This is a genomic window from Pseudomonas resinovorans NBRC 106553 (genome assembly GCF_000412695.1).
In the GTDB taxonomy this organism is placed as follows: Bacteria; Pseudomonadota; Gammaproteobacteria; order Pseudomonadales; family Pseudomonadaceae; genus Metapseudomonas; species Metapseudomonas resinovorans_A.
The window spans coordinates 839,745-857,032 of record NC_021499.1; the positions used below are offsets into that span (position 1 = coordinate 839,745).

19 protein-coding genes are annotated in these 17,288 nt (G+C 66.4%); 13 read left to right on the forward strand and 6 right to left on the reverse strand.

Annotation, left to right across the window (positions count from 1 at the left end):
- Positions 1-7 precede the first annotated feature (7 nt).
- Both ubiX and PCA10_RS03870 read left to right on the forward strand, forming a co-directional pair.
- Complete coding sequence (gene ubiX / locus PCA10_RS03865; RefSeq protein WP_016490716.1) at positions 8-637, forward strand: flavin prenyltransferase UbiX; 630 nt, start codon at positions 8-10, stop codon at positions 635-637.
- On the forward strand, positions 630-920 hold the full coding sequence (locus PCA10_RS03870) for a YceK/YidQ family lipoprotein (RefSeq protein WP_016490717.1): 291 nt from the start codon (positions 630-632) through the stop codon (positions 918-920). The genes ubiX and PCA10_RS03870 overlap by 8 nt, the downstream gene beginning before the upstream one ends.
- 618 nt (positions 921-1,538) lie before the next feature.
- On the opposite strand, the gene PCA10_RS03875 is transcribed toward PCA10_RS03870, so the two are convergent.
- The 4 genes from PCA10_RS03875 to PCA10_RS03890 all read right to left on the reverse strand — a co-directional run bounded on the left by PCA10_RS03875 (position 1,539) and on the right by PCA10_RS03890 (position 5,048).
- Positions 1,539-2,006, reverse strand: coding sequence for a YbaK/EbsC family protein (locus PCA10_RS03875; RefSeq protein ID WP_016490718.1), 468 nt, complete (start codon positions 2,004-2,006; stop codon positions 1,539-1,541).
- 104 nt (positions 2,007-2,110) lie between these two features.
- The gene (locus PCA10_RS03880; protein WP_016490719.1) at positions 2,111-2,752 is read right to left on the reverse strand and encodes an oxidoreductase; all 642 of its coding nucleotides are present in this window, start codon (positions 2,750-2,752) and stop codon (positions 2,111-2,113) included.
- Between the two features lie 28 nt (positions 2,753-2,780).
- Positions 2,781-4,508 carry a C13 family peptidase gene (locus PCA10_RS03885; protein ID WP_016490720.1) on the reverse strand — a complete coding sequence of 576 codons (1,728 nt, stop codon included), beginning with the start codon at positions 4,506-4,508 and terminating at the stop codon, positions 2,781-2,783.
- Positions 4,509-4,592: 84 nt separating this feature from the next.
- A complete protein-coding gene (locus tag PCA10_RS03890) occupies positions 4,593-5,048 on the reverse strand; it encodes a MaoC family dehydratase (RefSeq protein ID WP_016490721.1) in 456 nt (151 codons plus the stop codon).
- A gap of 211 nt (positions 5,049-5,259) precedes the next feature.
- Between PCA10_RS03890 and PCA10_RS03895 the strand changes: the two genes are divergently transcribed.
- The 3 genes from PCA10_RS03895 to PCA10_RS03905 are packed head-to-tail and all read left to right on the forward strand — an operon-like array spanning position 5,260 to position 6,935.
- Positions 5,260-5,622, forward strand: a complete 363-nt coding sequence (locus PCA10_RS03895; RefSeq protein ID WP_016490722.1) for a CidA/LrgA family protein — start codon at positions 5,260-5,262, stop codon at positions 5,620-5,622.
- Positions 5,619-6,335, forward strand: coding sequence for an LrgB family protein (locus PCA10_RS03900; protein ID WP_016490723.1), 717 nt, complete (start codon positions 5,619-5,621; stop codon positions 6,333-6,335). Before PCA10_RS03895 ends, PCA10_RS03900 begins: the two co-directional genes overlap by 4 nt.
- Positions 6,336-6,344: 9 nt before the next feature.
- Complete coding sequence (locus tag PCA10_RS03905; RefSeq protein ID WP_016490724.1) at positions 6,345-6,935, forward strand: LON peptidase substrate-binding domain-containing protein; 591 nt, start codon at positions 6,345-6,347, stop codon at positions 6,933-6,935.
- Between the two features lie 120 nt (positions 6,936-7,055).
- Here PCA10_RS03905 and PCA10_RS03910 read toward each other — a convergent pair whose 3' ends face one another.
- A complete protein-coding gene (locus PCA10_RS03910; protein ID WP_016490725.1) occupies positions 7,056-8,372 on the reverse strand; it encodes a bifunctional DedA family/phosphatase PAP2 family protein in 1,317 nt (438 codons plus the stop codon).
- A complete protein-coding gene (locus PCA10_RS03915) occupies positions 8,369-9,079 on the reverse strand; it encodes a DNA-3-methyladenine glycosylase (RefSeq protein WP_016490726.1) in 711 nt (236 codons plus the stop codon). Before PCA10_RS03915 ends, PCA10_RS03910 begins: the two co-directional genes overlap by 4 nt.
- Positions 9,080-9,398: 319 nt before the next feature.
- Here PCA10_RS03915 and PCA10_RS03920 point away from each other — a divergent pair, with 319 nt between their 5' ends.
- The 8 genes from PCA10_RS03920 to PCA10_RS03955 are packed head-to-tail and all read left to right on the forward strand — an operon-like array spanning position 9,399 to position 17,250.
- Positions 9,399-10,664: a glutamate-5-semialdehyde dehydrogenase gene (locus PCA10_RS03920; RefSeq protein WP_016490727.1), complete on the forward strand. Its 1,266-nt coding sequence runs from the start codon at positions 9,399-9,401 to the stop codon at positions 10,662-10,664.
- Entirely contained in the window at positions 10,664-11,308 is a 645-nt protein-coding gene (gene nadD / locus PCA10_RS03925) for a nicotinate-nucleotide adenylyltransferase (RefSeq protein ID WP_016490728.1), read from the forward strand. Before PCA10_RS03920 ends, nadD begins: the two co-directional genes overlap by 1 nt.
- 22 nt (positions 11,309-11,330) lie before the next feature.
- Positions 11,331-11,690, forward strand: coding sequence for a ribosome silencing factor (gene rsfS, locus PCA10_RS03930; protein ID WP_016490729.1), 360 nt, complete (start codon positions 11,331-11,333; stop codon positions 11,688-11,690).
- A 12-nt stretch (positions 11,691-11,702) separates the two neighbouring features.
- Positions 11,703-12,170: a 23S rRNA (pseudouridine(1915)-N(3))-methyltransferase RlmH gene (rlmH, locus tag PCA10_RS03935; protein ID WP_016490730.1), complete on the forward strand. Its 468-nt coding sequence runs from the start codon at positions 11,703-11,705 to the stop codon at positions 12,168-12,170.
- A 9-nt stretch (positions 12,171-12,179) separates the two neighbouring features.
- Entirely contained in the window at positions 12,180-14,078 is a 1,899-nt protein-coding gene (gene mrdA / locus PCA10_RS03940) for a penicillin-binding protein 2 (protein ID WP_016490731.1), read from the forward strand.
- Positions 14,075-15,220: a rod shape-determining protein RodA gene (gene rodA / locus PCA10_RS03945; RefSeq protein WP_016490732.1), complete on the forward strand. Its 1,146-nt coding sequence runs from the start codon at positions 14,075-14,077 to the stop codon at positions 15,218-15,220. The genes mrdA and rodA overlap by 4 nt, the downstream gene beginning before the upstream one ends.
- Before the next feature lie 35 nt (positions 15,221-15,255).
- Positions 15,256-16,245, forward strand: coding sequence for a lytic murein transglycosylase B (gene mltB, locus PCA10_RS03950; protein WP_144277020.1), 990 nt, complete (start codon positions 15,256-15,258; stop codon positions 16,243-16,245).
- A gap of 3 nt (positions 16,246-16,248) precedes the next feature.
- Positions 16,249-17,250, forward strand: a complete 1,002-nt coding sequence (locus tag PCA10_RS03955) for a septal ring lytic transglycosylase RlpA family protein (RefSeq protein ID WP_016490734.1) — start codon at positions 16,249-16,251, stop codon at positions 17,248-17,250.
- Positions 17,251-17,288 lie beyond the last annotated feature (38 nt).

The window sequence follows — 17,288 nt, forward strand, 5'->3', positions numbered from 1 at the left end:
GCGCGGCATGAACGGACCTTCCCGCATCACCCTGGCGATGACCGGCGCATCGGGCGCCCAGTACGGCCTGCGCCTGCTGGACTGCCTGATCCAGGAAGACCGCGAGGTGCATTTCCTGATCTCCAAGGCGGCCCAGCTGGTGATGGCCACCGAGACCGACGTCACCCTGCCGGCCAAGCCCCAGGCCATGCAGGCCTTCCTCAGTGAATACACCGGCGCCGCGCCGGGACAGATCCGTTGCTACGGCAAGGAAGACTGGATGTCGCCGGTGGCCTCGGGCTCCGGCGCGCCGGCGGCCATGGTGGTGGTGCCCTGTTCCACCGGCACGCTGTCGGCCATCGCCACCGGCGCCTGCAACAACCTGATCGAGCGCGCCGCCGACGTGACCCTGAAGGAGCGCCGCCAGTTGATCCTGGTACCGCGCGAGGCGCCGTACTCCAGCATCCACCTGGAGAACATGCTCAAGCTGTCCAACCTCGGCGCGGTGATAGTGCCGGCCTCGCCGGGTTTCTATCACCAGCCACAGACCATCGATGACCTGGTGGACTTCGTGGTGGCGCGCATCCTCAACCTGCTGGATATCCCCCAGGACATGCTGCCGCGCTGGGGCGAGCATCATCAGGGCGTCGATGATTAAGGGCGCCGTACCGATCCTGCTGGCGCTCGTCCTGCTGCAAGGCTGCGCCAGCGTCGGCACCCTCAATGCGGCCAAGCCCGGGGCGCCGATCATCTATTCCGGCACCCGGCTGGACTGGTATTCGCTCAATGACGGCTGCTGCCCCATGGATAGATTCGGCGTCGACGCGCCGGAGTATCCCGCCATCGACCTGCCGGCCAGCGCGCTGCTGGATACCCTGCTGCTGCCCTTTGCGGTGGCGGCGGAGCTGGGCGTGGTGCTGGGGGTAAGCGGCGGGTACTGATGCCGTCGAAAGACAGTGGAAGCGCATTCATTGGCTATGTCTGCGTTAGCTGTTGCAGAACCTCAGAGCATTGTTTGGTCCGGCGCTTTCAGGACTCCGCGCCCTGCCTGATGCATCCCTCTCCCCCGCCCCTCTCCCGGAGGTAGAGGGGTGACTCGCGCCGGGAGGCGCGAAGCAGTCCTGATGCCCATGCTGGTCTGAAACCAGGCAGAGAAGACGACGCCGCGCGAACCGCCCCTTCAGTAGGCCGAGTGGAATCCTTGCGCAGGGGGACGAGCGGCATGGATGCCGCGAGAGCCGCGCAGGGCCATGGATGGCCCTTCGCGGCGGGCCCCCGGAGCAAGGATGGAAGGAGGGGACCCGGCGCAGCCGGGCCGGATGTCGGGGCAAGCCTTTTGCTTCCTTTGGGGCGACTGCCAAAGGGAGTCGCCCGGGAAGGCGAAACAGAAACTCCCAGCTCACTCGAAAATCAGCTCAGCTTAAGACTTGCTAGCAGCACTTAACGCAGGCATAGCCAATTCATTCGCTAACTGGCCCGTAGGGTCTTTGATGGGGGATGCTGCGCATCCCTTGGCGAATGAATTCGCCCCCACAAGGTATTCCGCTAGTCCCAGCGAATCAGCCCGGTTCCTGGCAGACATCCACCCAGCGGGCTTCCACCAGCTCGGCCATGCGATCCGGCGTGATGCGCACCGCGCTGTGCACGGCGCCGGCGGCCGGCACCACTTCGTCGAAGGCCTGCAGGGAGCGGTCGCAATAGACCGGCATGGGGGTGGCCAGCCCGAAGGGGCAGACGCCGCCCACCGGGTGGCTGGTCAGGGCCTGTACGGTTTCGGCGTCGAGCATCTTGGCCTTGGCACCGAAGGTTTCCTTGAACTTGCGGTTGTCGATGCGCGCATCGCCGCGGGCGACCACCAGCACGGCGTCCTCGCCCACGCGAAAGGCCAGGGTCTTGGCGATGCGGCCAGGCTCCACGCCATGGGCTTCGGCGGCCAGGGCCACGGTGGCGGTGCTGGTCGAAAGTTCGATGATGTCGATGTCGGGCGCCTTTCCGGCGAAGAAGGCGCGGACCGATTCAAGGCTCATGGGAGATCCCTCTGGGTAAAGGCCGAATCCTTGTCCGGTCATGGGCCCGGCGTCAACCGCGCGGAGGCGGGGTCATCCAGCGTTCCCAGGGCGCGCGCGGGTGCTCAGCGACCCAGTCGGCGCAGTTCGTCGGATTCGATGATGCGAACGCCGTCCTGCTCTTCCAGGGCCAGGCGCCAGAGGGCGCGGGCCAGGCTGCAGGCGCCGATGCCGCGGTACTTGCCCGGCAGCCAGCGCAGGAACAGCGCCGCCACGCGCTCACCGAGGCGGAATTCGCTGCGCGGCCCCATCAGCAGCGAGGGGCGGGCGATGGTCAGTTGCGGCCAGTCCATGGCTTGCAGCGCCCGTTCCATCTCGCCCTTGACCTTGTTGTAGAAGACCGGGGAGGCCGGGTTGGCGCCCAGGGCGCTGATCACGATGAAGTGCCGTGCGCCCAGCTCGCGGGCGCGCCGGGCGACGGCCAGGACCAGCTCCAGGTCCACCGCGCGGAAGGCGTTCTGGGAACCGGCTTGGCGGATGGTGCTGCCCAGGCAGCAGAAGGCGACGTCGACCTGGCCTTGCAGTTGCGGCAACAGGTCGGCCAGCGGGCCTACGGGGTTCTGCAGGTGCGGGTGCTCGGCGAGCGGGCGGCGGGTAGGTGCCAGGACCCTGGCCACCGTGGGTTCGTTGAGCAGTCGGTCGAGCAGGTGCTCACCGGTCAGACCTGTGGCGCCGGCGAGCAGGATGTGCTGGGGCGTCAGATGCATGTTGTCTCTCCGCTGATACAAGCTGAGCTTAGTGGCTACGAGCGGTTTTGTCGGCGCTCGTGCCGCCTTGCGCAGTCAGGGCCTGTTCCGCCTGGTGCTCGCGCAGCGCGCGCCAGCGGGCGGTGACCGCCTTGGGCGCCCACAGTTGCGGCTCCGACGCTTCGAAGTCGTCGGCCTGTTCACGCTCGGCGACCTTGTCACGGGCGATACCGAAGGCGCGCTCCAGGTCGTCGGTTTCGCTGAAGGCATCGGCGAACAGGGCGCGGCCGAAGTAGGTGAAGTCGTTCTCCTCGGAGCAACCAAAGGACACGCGGTCGGAACGGGCTGCGGTCATGATCAGGGTCTTGTCGTCCTTGAGTGGGGGAATGAAACCGCCGGAGTAGCAGGCGGAGATCACCAGGACCTTGTACCTGTCCTTGAGAGGGGTGAGCAACCCGGCAAGTTCCTGCGCCGGCAGGTGACCCAGCTGCAGGCCGGGTTGCTCCAGCGCCAGTTCGTGGGTCGGCGAGCCGTGGCTGGTGAGATAGATGAACACCAGGTCCTCCGGCCCGCTGCGCTTGGCGATGGCCTCGACGGCGCGGGACAGGCTCTCGCGGGTGGCCAGGGGGCGGTCGCCCATGTGTTCGCGGTGGTTGACCAGGGTGACCTGGCCATGGGCGCGGAAACGCTCGGCGAGGAGCTTGGACACGTAGTCCGCCTCGCGCATGAACACGCTCTGCCGGCCATCGCCGGCGAGGCTGATGGAATACAGCTCCACCGCCGGGGTGGAGGCCGGCACGGCGGCCAGAGCCTGTTCCAGCAACTGGCCCTGGGCGAGCAGGCCGATTTCCAGCGGGTTGGGCAGGGCCTTGCCCTGTTCGTCGCGGATGCGCGTGCCGTCCTGCCAGACGCCGGTTTCGCGAGTGCCGTCGGCCAGGGTCAGGCTGCCTTCGCCACTGTAGAGCCCGTCTTTGAAATGGCCCTGGTAGTGGCTGCCGTCGGCGAGGGCCAGCTTGCCTTCGCCCTGGTAGCGCCAGTGGCGGAAGTGGCCCTGGTAATGGCTGCCGTCGGCGCCGATGAATTCTCCCTGGCCCGCCAGGTTGCCCTGCTTGAAGGTGCCGCTCCAGACATCGCCGTCGGCGCTGGTGAAGCGGCCCTTGCCGTCGAACACGCTGTCCTTGAACTCACCGATGTAGTGGGAACCGTCCTCGCCCTGGTAGGCGCCCTGGCCCTGGAGCTGGCCGGCCTTGAAGCGGCCGCTGAAACGGTTGCCGGCATCGTCGGTGCGCACCCCTTCGCCTTCCGGCTGGCCGGCGCGGAAGAGTCCCTGGTAGTTGCTGCCGTCGGCCCATTCGAGGCTGCCGGAGCCGTGGTACTTGTCGTTGCGGAACTGCCCGCGATAGGTGACGTCGCCCTGGCGCAAGGTGCCTTCGCCGTCGAACTGGTTATGGGCGAAGCCGCCCTCGTACTGGGTGCCGTTGCCGTAGGCGAGACGACCCTGGCCGTGGAACAGGCCGGCCTTGAACTCGCCGATGTACACCAGGCCATTGGGGCCGTGCCATTCGCCCCGGCCTTCCGGCTGGCCATCCTTGAACTGCCCTTCGAACCAGGTGCCGTTGTTGTAGTCCAGGCGTCCCTGTCCCTGCAGCAGGCCGTCGACCAGCTCGCCGCGATAACGGGAGCCGTCCGGCAGGCGGGCGTCCGGTGGAGTCAGGGGTTCACCTTCGCCGCAGGCCGCGAGCAACAGGGCGAGGCTGAGGGGCAGAAGCGCTTTCATCGGGTGTCCTTGTCCAAGCATCTGCCTTTCAGTGTGGCGCAAAAAAGCCCGCGATTGCGGGCTTTTTTGCCTCCTCGCCGCGCGCTAGACGAAGCTGAGGCTCAGGGATTCGGCGATATAGGCGGGCTTCTGCTGGCCTTCGATCTCCAGGGTGCAGAGGGCCTTGATCAGCCACTGGCCGGGGTTCTTTTCGGTGATGTCGATCACCTTGACCGCCAGGCGTACGCGGGAGTCGACCTTCACCGGCTGAATGAAGCGCACGCTGTCGAGGCCGTAGTTGACCACCATCTTCGCGCCTTCGGGCAGGATCAGCAGGTCTTCGATCAGCTTGGGGATCAGCGACAGGCTGAGGAAGCCGTGGGCGATGGTGCCGCCGAAAGGCGTCTGCTTGGCGCGCTCCGGGTCAACGTGGATGAATTGGTGGTCGCCGGTGCATTCGGCGAACTGGTTGATGCGATTCTGGTCGATGGTCACCCAATCCGAGTGGCCCAATTCCTTGCCAACGTAGTCCTTCAGTTCAGCTACTGGTACGAACGCCATGCGTCATCCTCCGTGGATGCAGTGTTGTAATTCTTCTTTTCGGGGGCATTGGCCCCTTCTTGCGTGCCGGTGTAGATCATCACGCCGGGAGGGACCGGTCAAGCCGCCATGCCCCCTGCGAATGGCGAGTTATAGCGCGGCGGCGGGGCAGCCTATAATGCGCCGTCCCGGCCGAGGCGCGCCTTGCCGGACCTGACTCGTGGAGATTCTCATGCTGTTGCGCGGACTGACCTGGCTGGTGCTGTTCCAGCTGATCGGCAGTGGGCTCAATGCCCTGTTCCTGTCCATGTTGCCCGGCCCCATCATCGGCCTGGTGCTGCTGTTCATCTATTTGCTGGTGCGGGGCGAGGTGGGTGAGCCGCTGAGCCTGGCCGCCAGCAGCCTGCTGCGCTACCTGCCGCTGCTGCTGGTGCCGCCTGCGGTCGGGGTGATGGTCTACGCCCGGGATATCTGGGCGGACTTCTGGGCCATAGTCGGCGCCCTGGTGCTGTCGCTGCTGCTGGCCTTCATCTTCTGTGGCGTGCTGATGCAGAAGCTCATCGACCGCCAGGCGCGTAGCCGGGAGGACACATGAGCCTCGACTGGCACGCCGCGGTGCAGGCGGTCACGCACCACCCGCTGTTCGGATTCGGCATGACCCTGGCGGTCTACCAACTGGCCCTGGCCGCCTACGAGAAGACCCGCTGGGTGTTCCTGCAGCCGGTGCTGCTGTCGATGCTGCTGCTGATCGGTGTGCTGCTGACGTTCGGCATCAGCTATCAGGAGTACCGCCAGAGCACCCAGCTGCTGACGGTGTTCCTGGGGCCCGCCACCGTGGCCCTGGCCGTACCGTTGTTCCTCAACCTCCGGCGAATCCGCCAGCTGTTCTGGCCGACCCTGCTGACGCTGGTGTTCGGCGGCCTCTTCGCTACGCTGTCGGTAGCGCTGCTGGGCTGGTGGTTCGGCACCGAGCGCATGGTCCTGATGACCTTGCTGCCGAAGTCGGTCACCTCGCCCATCGCCATGCTGGTGGCCGAGCAGATCGGTGGAGTGGCCGCCTTGGCGGCGGTGTTCGTGCTGATCACCGGCGTGCTCGGCGCCATATTGGGGCCAGAGCTGCTGCGCCGTTGCGGCGTGCGCCACCCGGCCGCGCAGGGCATCGCCCTGGGTGTCACCGCCCATGCGGTGGGTACCGCCAGAGCGTTGCAGGAGGGCGAGGAATGCGGCGCATTCGCGGCCCTGGCCATGAGCCTGATGGGCGTGGCCACCGCCGTGCTGCTGCCGCTGGCCGTTGCCATGATTGCTTGAGGTCGATGCATGAAGTTGCCGCTGTTTCCGCTCAACACCGTGCTGTTTCCGGGCTGCACCCTGGACCTGCAGATATTCGAGGCGCGCTACCTGGATATGATCGGGCGCTGCATGAAGCAGGGCGAAGGCTTTGGCGTGGTGTGCATTCTCGAAGGCCAGGAAGTCGGCGAGGCGGCCAGTCGTTTTGCCGCCATGGGCTGTGAGGCGCTGATCCGCGACTGGCAGCAGCGTCCCAACGGCCTGCTGGGCATCCGCGTCGAGGGTGGCCGGCGATTCCACGTTGGCAAGGCCGAGGTGTTGCGCGACCAGTTGACCCTGGCCGACGTGGAATGGCTGGAGGACGAGCCCGAGCGGCCGTTGCGTCCGGAACATGCCGACCTGGCGGCGCTGCTCAATGCCCTGGCCGAGCACCCCATGGTCCAGGGCCTGGGCATGGGCGGGGTGGTTGAGGGGCAACAGGCCCTGGCCAACCAGCTGTCCTACCTGCTGCCCTTCCATCTGAAGGAAAAACTGCAATTGCTGGCCCTGGCCGATCCCGACGAGCGCCTGGGCTTTCTCCAGGGGTTGCTCGATCAGTTGCAGGGTGAGTCCATCGCCTGACGAAGCGCTAGCTCGCAGGATGGGGCGGGCGGCGTTCCGCGAGCTTGCGATACCCATCAGCCCTGTCCGCATGGGTATCGCTACGCTCAACCCATCCTACGTTGCCTCACTCAACACGCTTCAGTAGCTGTAGCGCGCCAGCGCATCCGGCAAGGCCCAGGTGGCGACGCCGCCCAGCAGTGCCAGAACGGCCGGCAGGAGCAGCACCCATACCCGCGCACCCATGGCCGTCAGCGGTGCCGCCCGTTGCATCAGCGCCAGGCCAGCCGAGGCGATGCCGCCCGCCAGCAGGGCGCCGGCAAGGATATCGGACGGCCAGTGGACACCCAGGTAGACCCGCGAGAGGGCAATGGCCAGGGCCGGCAGGCAGGCCAGCAGCAGCCAGGTCAGGCGCAGGCGGCCCGGCTGGCCACGGCCGGCGAGAATCCCCAGCACCAGGAAGAAGGCGAACGCCGCCGAGCTGTGCCCGCTGGGGAAGCTGAACGTGGTAAGAGGCTCGGTGAGCACTTCCGGCCGCGCCCGCGCGAACAGGTGCTTGAGCCCGGTATTGGCCAGTGCCGTGGCCACCAGGGTGGCGACGGTGAAGCAGGCCGCGCGCCACTGGCGCAACAGCAGTAGCAGGCCGCCGAGCAGGGCGCCGGCGAGGAGCTGGGTCTGGAAGTCGCCCAGGCGGGTGACCAGCACCATGAACCGGTCCAGGCCGGCGTGGCGTTGCTCCTGGACCAGCGTCATCAAGCCCTGGTCCAGCGCCTGCAAGTGCGGCCAGCCGATCAGCAGGGCGCCCAGCGCCGCCAGGCAGAAGCCCGCCGCCATGGGGTTGGCCCAGCGTTTTTCGCGCAGGGTGCTGTGGATGATCAGGCCGAACATGACCACCAGGGTCAGCAGCACCACGCCGGCCTCGGCCCAGAAGCCTTCCGGTAGCGGCAGGCGCAGGGCCGCGCCGGTGGCCCAGCCGGGCACCAGGTAGGCCACGGCCCAGCCCGCCGCGGCCAGCATGCTGACGGCGATGAAACGCGGGAAGGGCATGTCGAGCATGCCGGCCACCATTGGCAGCATGGGCCGCAGCGGGCCTATGTAACGGCCCACCAGCAGGCTGGCGACGCCATAGCGCTGGAAGTAGTTTTCCGCGCTGTTGATCCATTCCGGGTGGTCGCGCAGTAGCGGAAGGCGCCGGATGTTCTGGTGGAAGCGGCGGCCCAGGCCATAGGAAATCATGTCGCCCACCAGCCCGCCGGCATAGGCGAGCAGCAGGGTTTCCCAGAGTTCCAGGGCGCCGCTGCCGGCCATCACGCCGACCGCGAACAGCAGGGCGACGCCAGGTACCACGATGCCGGCGATGGCCAGGCATTCGACCAGGGCGATCAGGAAGATGGCCAGGCCCAACCATTCCGGGTTGGCGCTCAGCCAGGCGGTGACCTGGTCATACCATTGACTCATGGGTGCTTGTCCTCGATCAGTTGGTAGTCCTGCCCTTCGACCTGCCCACGGCGCAGGGGGTTGCGTGTGCAGTGGCGGGCGTAGGCGGCGTCGACGAAGCGGTAGGGCAGGTGCTCGTCGCGGCCGTGGGGGATGCCCAGGCGGGCGGCCTGGATGATGCGCGCCGGGCGTTCGCCGACGTCCTCGACGAACAGACGCTGCCAGTCGAAGCGCTGGCCGTCCCAGTCGGGCACCTTGAGGCCGAGGGCCTTGCACAGCAAGGTCTGGCCGGCGCACAGCTGCTCGGGCGCTCGCGCCTGGCCCCGGGCATCGGGGTTGTTCAGTTGCATGGCGGCCAGGGCGTCGGCCTGGGAGATATCGTCGACCCAGGGGTGGCCGGACTTGATCAGCACGGCGTTGCCCGCGCCATGGGCGCTGAAGTTCAGCGAGTCACCGCCGCGGGCGTAGTACATATAGATGTGCCCCCCGTCGAGGAACAGCGCGCGGCGCTTGTGGGTGTAGCCGAGGGAGGCGTGGCTGCCCTTGTCCACCAGATAGTAGGCCTCGGTCTCGATGATGCGTGCCGCCAGCCAGCGACCGTCGACGCGATGGCGGATGACCTTGCCCAGGAGTTCCCGGGCCACGAGCTGGGCGTCGCGGTCGAAGAAGGTGTCGGCCAGCGGACGGGCGCCGGGCCAGGGCGGATTCAGGGTGGGATCGCGGGACATGGGGCTGTCGCAGTCTGGAAACAGGCTGGCGATTATACGGAAGCCATGCTGAGGCGAAGCTGAACTCCTGCAGCGGATTCGTCACGCGACATAACAAACGGCTTTCAGTGCGTAGGCGGCGCCCGACCCTGGTACCTCCACCGGGGAACAGGCTGTGCAACCTTTTTTTACACAAGCTGCGGGCCCGCCTGGGCCGAGCTTTGCACTGCCAATCACGTGGCCGCTGGAACGCCCTGTCTACCATCCGCCCGGCGCCGCTGGGCGCGGGCGAGCGCGGTCGCTATAATCAGCCGCTTTCCCTTCGCCAGAACACGAGACCATGACCGAGTCCGTTCTCGATTACATGACCCGCCTTGGCCGCGCCGCCCGCGCCGCCTCGCGTGTGGCCGCCCGTGCCAGCACCGCGCAGAAGAACCGCGCCCTGCTGGCCGCCGCCGATGCCCTGGACGGCGCTCGTGCCGAGCTGTCCGCCGCCAACGAGCAGGATCTGGCCAATGGCCAGGCCAATGGCCTGGAGCCAGCCATGCTCGACCGGCTGGCCCTGACCCCGGCCCGCATCGACGACATGATCGAGGGCCTGCGCCAGGTCGCCACCCTGCCGGACCCCATCGGCGAGATCCGTGACATGCGCTATCTGCCGTCCGGCATCCAGGTGGGCAAGATGCGCGTGCCGCTGGGCGTGATCGGGATCATCTACGAATCGCGGCCGAACGTGACCATCGACGCCGCCAGCCTCTGCCTGAAATCCGGCAACGCCACCATCCTGCGCGGCGGTTCCGAGGCCATCCATTCCAACCAGGCGATCGCCCGGTGCATCCAGAAGGGTCTGGCCGACGCCGGCCTGCCCAGCGAACTGGTGCAGGTGGTGGAAACCACCGACCGCGCCGCCGTGGGCGCGCTGATCAGCATGCCCGAGTTCGTCGACGTGATAGTCCCGCGTGGCGGCAAGAGCCTGATCGAGCGCATCAGCCGCGAGGCCAAGGTGCCGGTGATCAAGCACCTGGACGGCATCTGCCATGTCTACATCGACATCGCCGCCGACCTGGACAAGGCCATCCGCGTTGCCGACAACGCCAAGACCCAGCGCTACGCGCCCTGCAACACCATGGAGACCCTGCTGGTGCATGCCGGCATCGCCGCCCGTGTGCTGCCGCCGCTGGCCGCCATCTACCGGGACAAGGGCGTGGAACTGCGCGGCGACGCCGCCACCCGCGCGCTGCTGGGCAACGATGTGCTGGAAGCCACCGAGGAAGACTGGCGCACCGAGTACAACGCGCCGATCCTCTCGATCCGCGTCGTCGACGGCCTGGAGCAGGCCATCCTGCACATCAACACCTACGGCTCGCAGCACACCGACGCCATCATCACCGAGAACTTCAGCGACGCCCGGCGCTTCCTCACCGAGGTGGATTCCGCTTCGGTGATGGTCAACGCCTCGACCCGTTTCGCCGATGGCTTCGAGTATGGCCTGGGTGCGGAGATCGGCATTTCCACCGACAAGCTCCACGCCCGTGGTCCGGTCGGCCTGGAAGGCCTGACCAGCGAGAAGTACGTGGTCTTCGGCGACGGTCACGTACGCACCTGATGGGCAAACGTATCGGCCTCTTCGGCGGCACCTTCGATCCTGTGCACATCGGCCACCTGCGTGGTGCCGTGGAAGTGGCCGAGCAGTTCGGTTTCGACGAGTTGCGCCTGATCCCCAGCGCGCGCCCGCCGCACCGCGAGACACCGCAGGTGTCGGCGGCCCAGCGCCTGGAAATGGTGACGCTGGCCGTGGCCGGTGTTGCGCCGCTGGCGGTGGACGATCGCGAGCTCAAGCGGGAGCGGCCGTCCTGGACCATCGAGACGCTGGAGTCCCTGCGGACCGAGCTGCAACCCGACGACCAGTTGTTCCTGCTGGTGGGCTGGGACGCTTTCTGCGGCTTGCCGAGCTGGCACCGCTGGAGCGAGTTGCTGGACCATTGCCACATCCTGGTCCTGCAGCGCCCCGATGCCGACAGCGAGGCGCCGGAAACCCTGCGCGACCTGCTGGCTGCGCGCAGCGCGGCCGAGCCGCAATCCCTGCAGGGGCCTGCCGGGCAGATCGCCTTCGTCTGGCAGACGCCCTTGGCGATTTCCGCCACCCAGATTCGCCAATTGCTGGGGGAGGGGCGCTCGGTGCGCTTTCTCGTGCCCGACGCGGTATTGGCCTATATCCATGCGCACGACCTGTACCGTGCGCCGAACTGATTCACTGAGGTAGTTGAACCCGATGCAAAACGAAGAACTCGTCAAGGTCGCCATTGCGGCCCTGGAAGACCTGAAAGGTCAGGAAATCACCACCATCGACGTGCGTGGCAAGACCAGCATCACCGACTTCATGGTGATCGCCAGCGGTACCTCCAGCCGTCACGTGAAATCCCTGGCCGAGAACGTGCTGGAGAAGGTCAAGGAAGAAGGCATACGCCCCCTGGGCAGCGAAGGCCTGGACGGCGGTGAGTGGGCCCTGCTGGACCTGGGCGATGTGGTCGTGCACGTGATGCAGGTCGCCACCCGCCAGTTCTATGACCTGGAGCGTCTGTGGCAGGGTGCCGAGCAGAGCCGCGCCCACCACAGCCACGAGCACGAGTAAGCGGGGCGTACCTTGCGTCTACGTTTGATCGCCGTCGGCACGCGCATGCCGCGCTGGGTGGAAGAGGGCTGGAACGAGTACGCCAAGCGCCTTCCATCCGAGCTCTCGCTGGAGCTGGTGGAGATTCCCCTGACCACGCGCGGCAAGAATGCCGACGTGGCGAGGATGATCCGCCAGGAAGGCGAAGCCATGCTGGCCAAGGTGCAGCCGGGGGAACGTATCGTCACCCTGGAAGTCCAGGGCAAGCCCTGGAGCACCGAGCAACTGGCGGTCGAACTGGATCGCTGGCGCCTGGATTCGCGCACCGTCAATCTCATGGTCGGCGGCCCGGAAGGGTTGGCGCCGGAGGTTTGCGCGCGCAGCGAGCAGCGCTGGTCGCTGTCGCCGCTGACACTGCCGCATCCGCTGGTCCGCATCCTCATCGGTGAGCAGATCTACCGTGCCTGGACGGTTCTGTCCGGCCACCCCTACCACAAGTAAATCCTGTCCATGCCGCAACCGATCCGCCTGAAAGACCACGAAAGAGATGCCCGACTGGTGCGTCGGCGCGTCATCGTGGGCGCGGTGGCGGTGCTGCTGCTGACCTGCGTGCTGATCGCCCGCCTGTATTACCTGCAGGTGATCCAGTACGAGTACCACTCGACCCTGTCGGAGAACAATCGCGTCCACGTGCAGCCGATTCCGCCCACTCGTGGGCTGATCTTCGACCGCAATGGCGTGATCATCGCCGACAACCGGCCCAGTTTCAGCCTGAGCGTGACCCGCGAGCGTGCCGGCGACTGGGAGAAGACCCTCGACGTGATAGTCGAGGTCCTGCAGCTGACCCCGGACGACCGCGCGCTCTTCGAGCGCCGCATGAAGCAGGGGCGGCGGCCGTTCGAGCCGGTACCCATCCTCTTCGAACTGACCGAAGAGCAGATCGCCCGCGTGGCGGTGAACCAGTTCCGCCTGCCCGGCGTGGAAGTGGTGGCGCAGCTGGTTCGGCACTATCCCCAGGGCGCGCATTTCGCCCATTCGGTGGGCTATGTCGGCCGTATCAACGAGAAGGAGCTCAAGCAGCTCGATCCGGTGAACTACAGCGGCACCCACCATATCGGCAAGACCGGCATCGAGCGCTTCTACGAAGACCAGCTGCATGGCGAAGTGGGCTATGAAGAGGTCGAGACCAACGCCCGGGGCCGCGTGCTGCGGGTGCTCAAGCGTACCGACCCGAAGCCCGGCAAGGATCTGGTGCTGACCCTCGACGTGCGCCTGCAGGAGGCCGCCGAAGCGGCCCTGGCCGGCCGCCGTGGCGCCATCGTCGCCATCGAGCCGTCCAGCGGCGACGTGCTGGCCATGGTCAGCCAGCCGAGCTTCGACCCCAACCCCTTCGTGACCGGTATCAGCTTCAAGGCCTATGCCGAGCTACGTGATTCCATCGACCGGCCGCTGTACAACCGCGTACTGCGTGGCCTCTACCCGCCGGGTTCGACCATCAAGCCCATGGTGGCGGTGTCCGGCCTGGACGCCGGCGTGGTGACGCCGGCCACGCGGGTCTTCGATCCGGGCTTCTATCAGCTGCCGAACTACGACCACAAATACCGTAACTGGAACCGCTCCGGTGACGGCTGGGTGAATCTTGAATCCGCGATCATGCGGTCAAATGACACCTACTTCTACGATCTTGCGCATAAAATGGGCATAGATCGGCTTCATCAGTACATGAGTCGCTTCGGCTTCGGCCAGCGCGTGGCCCTGGACATGTTCGAGGAATCCGCCGGCCTGATGCCGTCCCGTGAGTGGAAGCGCGCCCGTTACCGCCAGGCCTGGTATCCGGGAGAAACCCTGATCCTCGGTATCGGCCAGGGCTACATGCAGGCCACGCCGCTGCAGCTGGCCCAGGCCACGGCGCTGATGGCCAACCGCGGCAAGTGGATCCGCCCGCACCTGGCCAAGACCATCGAGGGGCAGCCGCCGCTGGACCCGAACCCGGTTCCGGATATCACCCTGCGCGATCCGAAGTTCTGGGACTACAGCCGCTTCGGCATGGAGCAGGTCGTCCATGCCCCCCGTGGTACCGCGCACAAGGTGGGGGCGACTTCCGTCTACCGCATCGCCGGCAAGTCCGGTACCGCCCAGGTGGTCGCCATCAAGCAGGGCGAGAAGTACGACCGCAACAAGGTCCAGGAGCGCCACCGCGACCACGCCCTGTTCGTCGCCTTCGCCCCGGCCGAGGATCCGCGGATTGCCGTCGCGGTCATGGTGGAGAACGGCGAGGGTGGCTCCAGCGTGGCCGCGCCGGTCGCCAAGCAGGTCATGGACGCTTGGCTGCTCGGCGAGGATGGCCAGCTGAGGCCCGAGTTCCGTCCACCGCAGCCACTGGCTGAGCAGCAGAGCGCCAACCGATGAACAGCAACTTCGATCGCACCATCTCCCAGGAGGATGTGCTCAAGCGCCGCGCCACCCTGCTGCAGCGTTTGCATATCGACGGCTGGCTGCTGCTGATCATCCTGATGCTGGCGGCCGGCAGCCTGTTCGTCCTGTATTCGGCCAGTGGCAAGCACTGGGAATTGCTGATGAAACAGGCCAGCTCCTTTGGCCTCGGCATCGGCGCGATGATCGTGATCGCCCAGTTCGAACCGCGCTTCATGGCGCGCTGGGTGCCCTTGGCCTATGTGGTCGGGGTCGCGTTGCTGCTGGTGGTGGAGATCATGGGCCACACGGCCATGGGCGCCACCCGCTGGATCAACATCCCCGGGGTGATCCGCTTCCAGCCTTCGGAATTCATGAAGATCATCATGCCGGCGACCATCGCCTGGTACCTGTCACGGCACAACCTGCCGCCCAAGTTCAAGCATATCGTCGTCAGCCTGGTGCTGATCCTGGTGCCCTTCGTGCTGATCCTCAAGCAGCCGGACCTGGGCACGGGCCTGCTGATCCTGGCTTCCGGCGCCTTCGTGCTGTTCATGGCCGGCCTGCAGTGGCGCTGGATCGTAGGCGCGGTGGCGGCCGTGGTGCCGGTGGCCGTGGCGATGTGGTACTTCGTCCTGCACGACTACCAGAAGCAGCGCGTGCTGACCTTCCTCGATCCGGAGAGCGACCCGCTGGGCACCGGCTGGAACATCATCCAGTCCAAGGCCGCCATCGGCTCGGGCGGCGTATTCGGCAAGGGCTGGCTGCTGGGAACCCAGTCGCACCTCGATTTTTTGCCCGAAAGCCACACGGACTTTATCATTGCGGTCCTCGGCGAAGAGTTCGGCCTGGTGGGCGTCTGCCTGCTGCTGGTGGTCTACCTGCTGCTGATCGGTCGCGGCCTGGTGATCACCGCCCAGGCGCAGACCCTGTTCGGCAAGCTGCTGGCGGGCAGCCTGACCATGACCTTCTTCGTGTACGTGTTCGTGAATATCGGCATGGTCAGTGGGCTGTTGCCGGTCGTGGGGGTGCCCCTTCCCTTCATCAGCTACGGCGGAACCCATCTGGTGACGCTGTTGTCAGGGTTTGGGGTGTTGATGGCGATCCATACCCATCGCAAGTGGATTGCCCAGGTTTGAAACGAGTGAATGATTTGAAAGCACTGCGCAAGTGGATGCAGCTGGGCGCCACGGGGATGGCGCTGGTCGGACTGCTGGGGGCAGCCGCACCGGCACTTTCCGGGGACTACGAAGGATCGCCGCAGGTGGCCGAATTCGTCGCCGAAATGACCCGTGACTATGGCTTTGCCGGCGAACAGCTGGTGGACCTGTTCCGCGAGGTGGAGCGCAAGCAGTCCATCCTCGACGCTATTTCCCGGCCCGCCGAGCGGGTCAAGCAGTGGAAGGAGTACCGGCCGATCTTCATCACTCCGGCGCGCCTCCAGAAAGGCCTGGCCTTCTGGGACCAGCACGCCGATGCCCTGGCCCGCGCCGAGAAGGAATACGGCGTACCGGCCCAGGTGATCGTGGCGATCATCGGTGTCGAGACCTTCTACGGCGGCAATACCGGCAACTTCCGCGTGATCGACGCCCTCTCCACCCTGGGCTTCGACTATCCGCCGCGCGCCGATTTCTTCCGCAAGCAGCTCAAGGAGTTCCTCCTGCTGGCTCGCGAGGAACAGGTCGACCCGCTGATGCTCAAGGGTTCCTACGCCGGCGCCATGGGCCTGCCGCAATTCATGCCGAGCAGCTTCCGCGCCTACGCCGTGGATTTCGATGGCGATGGCCATATCGATATCTGGAACAACCCGGTGGACGCCATCGGCAGCGTCGCCAGTTACTTCAAGCGTCACGGCTGGGTCCATGGCGGGCCGGTGGTCAGTCGCGCCCAGGTTCGTGGCGAACGAATCGACGAAGGGTTGACCCAGGGACTGGACCCGGTGAAGAACGTCGGCGATCTTAAGGCGCTGGGCTGGTCCAGCGGCGATGTACTGCGCGATGATGTGCCGGTTACGGCTTTCAAGCTGGAGGGTGACGAAGGCGCGGAGTACTGGATGGGATTGCCGAACTTCTACGTCATTACCCGCTACAATCGCAGCGTGATGTACGCAATGGCCGTGCATCAGCTTTCCGAATCGCTGGTCAACGCAAGGGGCGGGCGTTAACCGATGCCGCAAATGACAAGAGTCGCCGTCTACGGCGCCGTAGCATTGTTGCTGGCGAGCTGCTCGAGCAGCCGCGCGCCAGAGCCGGTCCAACCCGGCGGGGCAATTTCCGGTCCAGGCGATTACTCGCGCCCGCACCGCGATGGCGCGCCCTGGTGGGACGTCGACGTCTCGCGCATTCCCGACGCCGTGCCCATGCCGCACTACGGCTCGGTCAAGGCCAACCCCTACACCGTACTGGGCAAGACCTATTACCCGATGAACGACGGGCGTCGCTATCAGGCGACGGGCACCGCGTCCTGGTACGGCACCAAGTTCCACGGCCAGGCCACCGCCAACGGCGAAGCCTACGACCTCTACGGCATGACTGCCGCGCACAAGACCCTGCCGCTGCCGAGCTACGTCCGGGTGACCAACCTCGACAACGGCCGCACCGTGATCCTGCGGGTCAACGACCGTGGTCCGTTCTATTCCGACCGCATCATCGACCTCTCCTTCGCCGCGGCGAAGAAGCTCGGCTATGCCGAGTCCGGTACCGCCCGGGTGAAGGTCGAGGGCATCGATCCCCATGAGTGGTGGGCCGCCCAGGGCCGCCCGGTGCCCATGGTGCTGGCGCAACCGAAGATGGCCGCGCAGGCCCAGGCCCAGCCCGTCGCCCGGCCGGTGGCCGTCGCCCCGATCGAGCAGTACACCCCGCCGCCACAGCAACATGCCGCCGCCGTCCTGCCTGTGCAGATCGACGCAAAAAAAAACGATTCACTCGCAGCCTCTGGCCTGTATCTCCAGGTGGGCGCCTTCGCCAATCCGGACGCTGCGGAACTCCTCAAGGCCAAGCTGAGCGGGACGGTGACTGCCCCGGTCTTCATCAGCTCGGTCGTGCGCAACCAGCAGATTCTGCACCGGGTACGCCTGGGGCCGATCGGAACTCAGGGTGAGGCCCAACAGGTCCAGGACTCCGTGCGCCTGGCCAACCTCGGCCAGCCCACACTGGTGAAGCCGGACTGACGGCTTCCTCGTTTATTGGCCCGCAAGGGCCTGTTTGA

Excerpts from the sequence above, each read along its gene's own strand:
- ubiX (WP_016490716.1), top strand. The coding sequence starts at position 8 with ATGAACGGACCTTCCCGCATCACCCTGGCGATGACCGGCGCATCGGGC.
- PCA10_RS03870 (WP_016490717.1), top strand. The coding sequence starts at position 630 with ATGATTAAGGGCGCCGTACCGATCCTGCTGGCGCTCGTCCTGCTGCAA.
- PCA10_RS03875 (WP_016490718.1), bottom strand. The coding sequence starts at position 2,006 with ATGAGCCTTGAATCGGTCCGCGCCTTCTTCGCCGGAAAGGCGCCCGAC.
- PCA10_RS03880 (WP_016490719.1), bottom strand. The coding sequence starts at position 2,752 with ATGCATCTGACGCCCCAGCACATCCTGCTCGCCGGCGCCACAGGTCTG.
- PCA10_RS03885 (WP_016490720.1), bottom strand. The coding sequence starts at position 4,508 with ATGAAAGCGCTTCTGCCCCTCAGCCTCGCCCTGTTGCTCGCGGCCTGC.
- PCA10_RS03890 (WP_016490721.1), bottom strand. The coding sequence starts at position 5,048 with ATGGCGTTCGTACCAGTAGCTGAACTGAAGGACTACGTTGGCAAGGAA.
- PCA10_RS03895 (WP_016490722.1), top strand. The coding sequence starts at position 5,260 with ATGCTGTTGCGCGGACTGACCTGGCTGGTGCTGTTCCAGCTGATCGGC.
- PCA10_RS03900 (WP_016490723.1), top strand. The coding sequence starts at position 5,619 with ATGAGCCTCGACTGGCACGCCGCGGTGCAGGCGGTCACGCACCACCCG.
- PCA10_RS03905 (WP_016490724.1), top strand. The coding sequence starts at position 6,345 with ATGAAGTTGCCGCTGTTTCCGCTCAACACCGTGCTGTTTCCGGGCTGC.
- PCA10_RS03910 (WP_016490725.1), bottom strand. The coding sequence starts at position 8,372 with ATGAGTCAATGGTATGACCAGGTCACCGCCTGGCTGAGCGCCAACCCG.
- PCA10_RS03915 (WP_016490726.1), bottom strand. The coding sequence starts at position 9,079 with ATGTCCCGCGATCCCACCCTGAATCCGCCCTGGCCCGGCGCCCGTCCG.
- PCA10_RS03920 (WP_016490727.1), top strand. The coding sequence starts at position 9,399 with ATGACCGAGTCCGTTCTCGATTACATGACCCGCCTTGGCCGCGCCGCC.
- nadD (WP_016490728.1), top strand. The coding sequence starts at position 10,664 with ATGGGCAAACGTATCGGCCTCTTCGGCGGCACCTTCGATCCTGTGCAC.
- rsfS (WP_016490729.1), top strand. The coding sequence starts at position 11,331 with ATGCAAAACGAAGAACTCGTCAAGGTCGCCATTGCGGCCCTGGAAGAC.
- mrdA (WP_016490731.1), top strand. The coding sequence starts at position 12,180 with ATGCCGCAACCGATCCGCCTGAAAGACCACGAAAGAGATGCCCGACTG.
- rodA (WP_016490732.1), top strand. The coding sequence starts at position 14,075 with ATGAACAGCAACTTCGATCGCACCATCTCCCAGGAGGATGTGCTCAAG.
- mltB (WP_144277020.1), top strand. The coding sequence starts at position 15,256 with ATGCAGCTGGGCGCCACGGGGATGGCGCTGGTCGGACTGCTGGGGGCA.
- PCA10_RS03955 (WP_016490734.1), top strand. The coding sequence starts at position 16,249 with ATGCCGCAAATGACAAGAGTCGCCGTCTACGGCGCCGTAGCATTGTTG.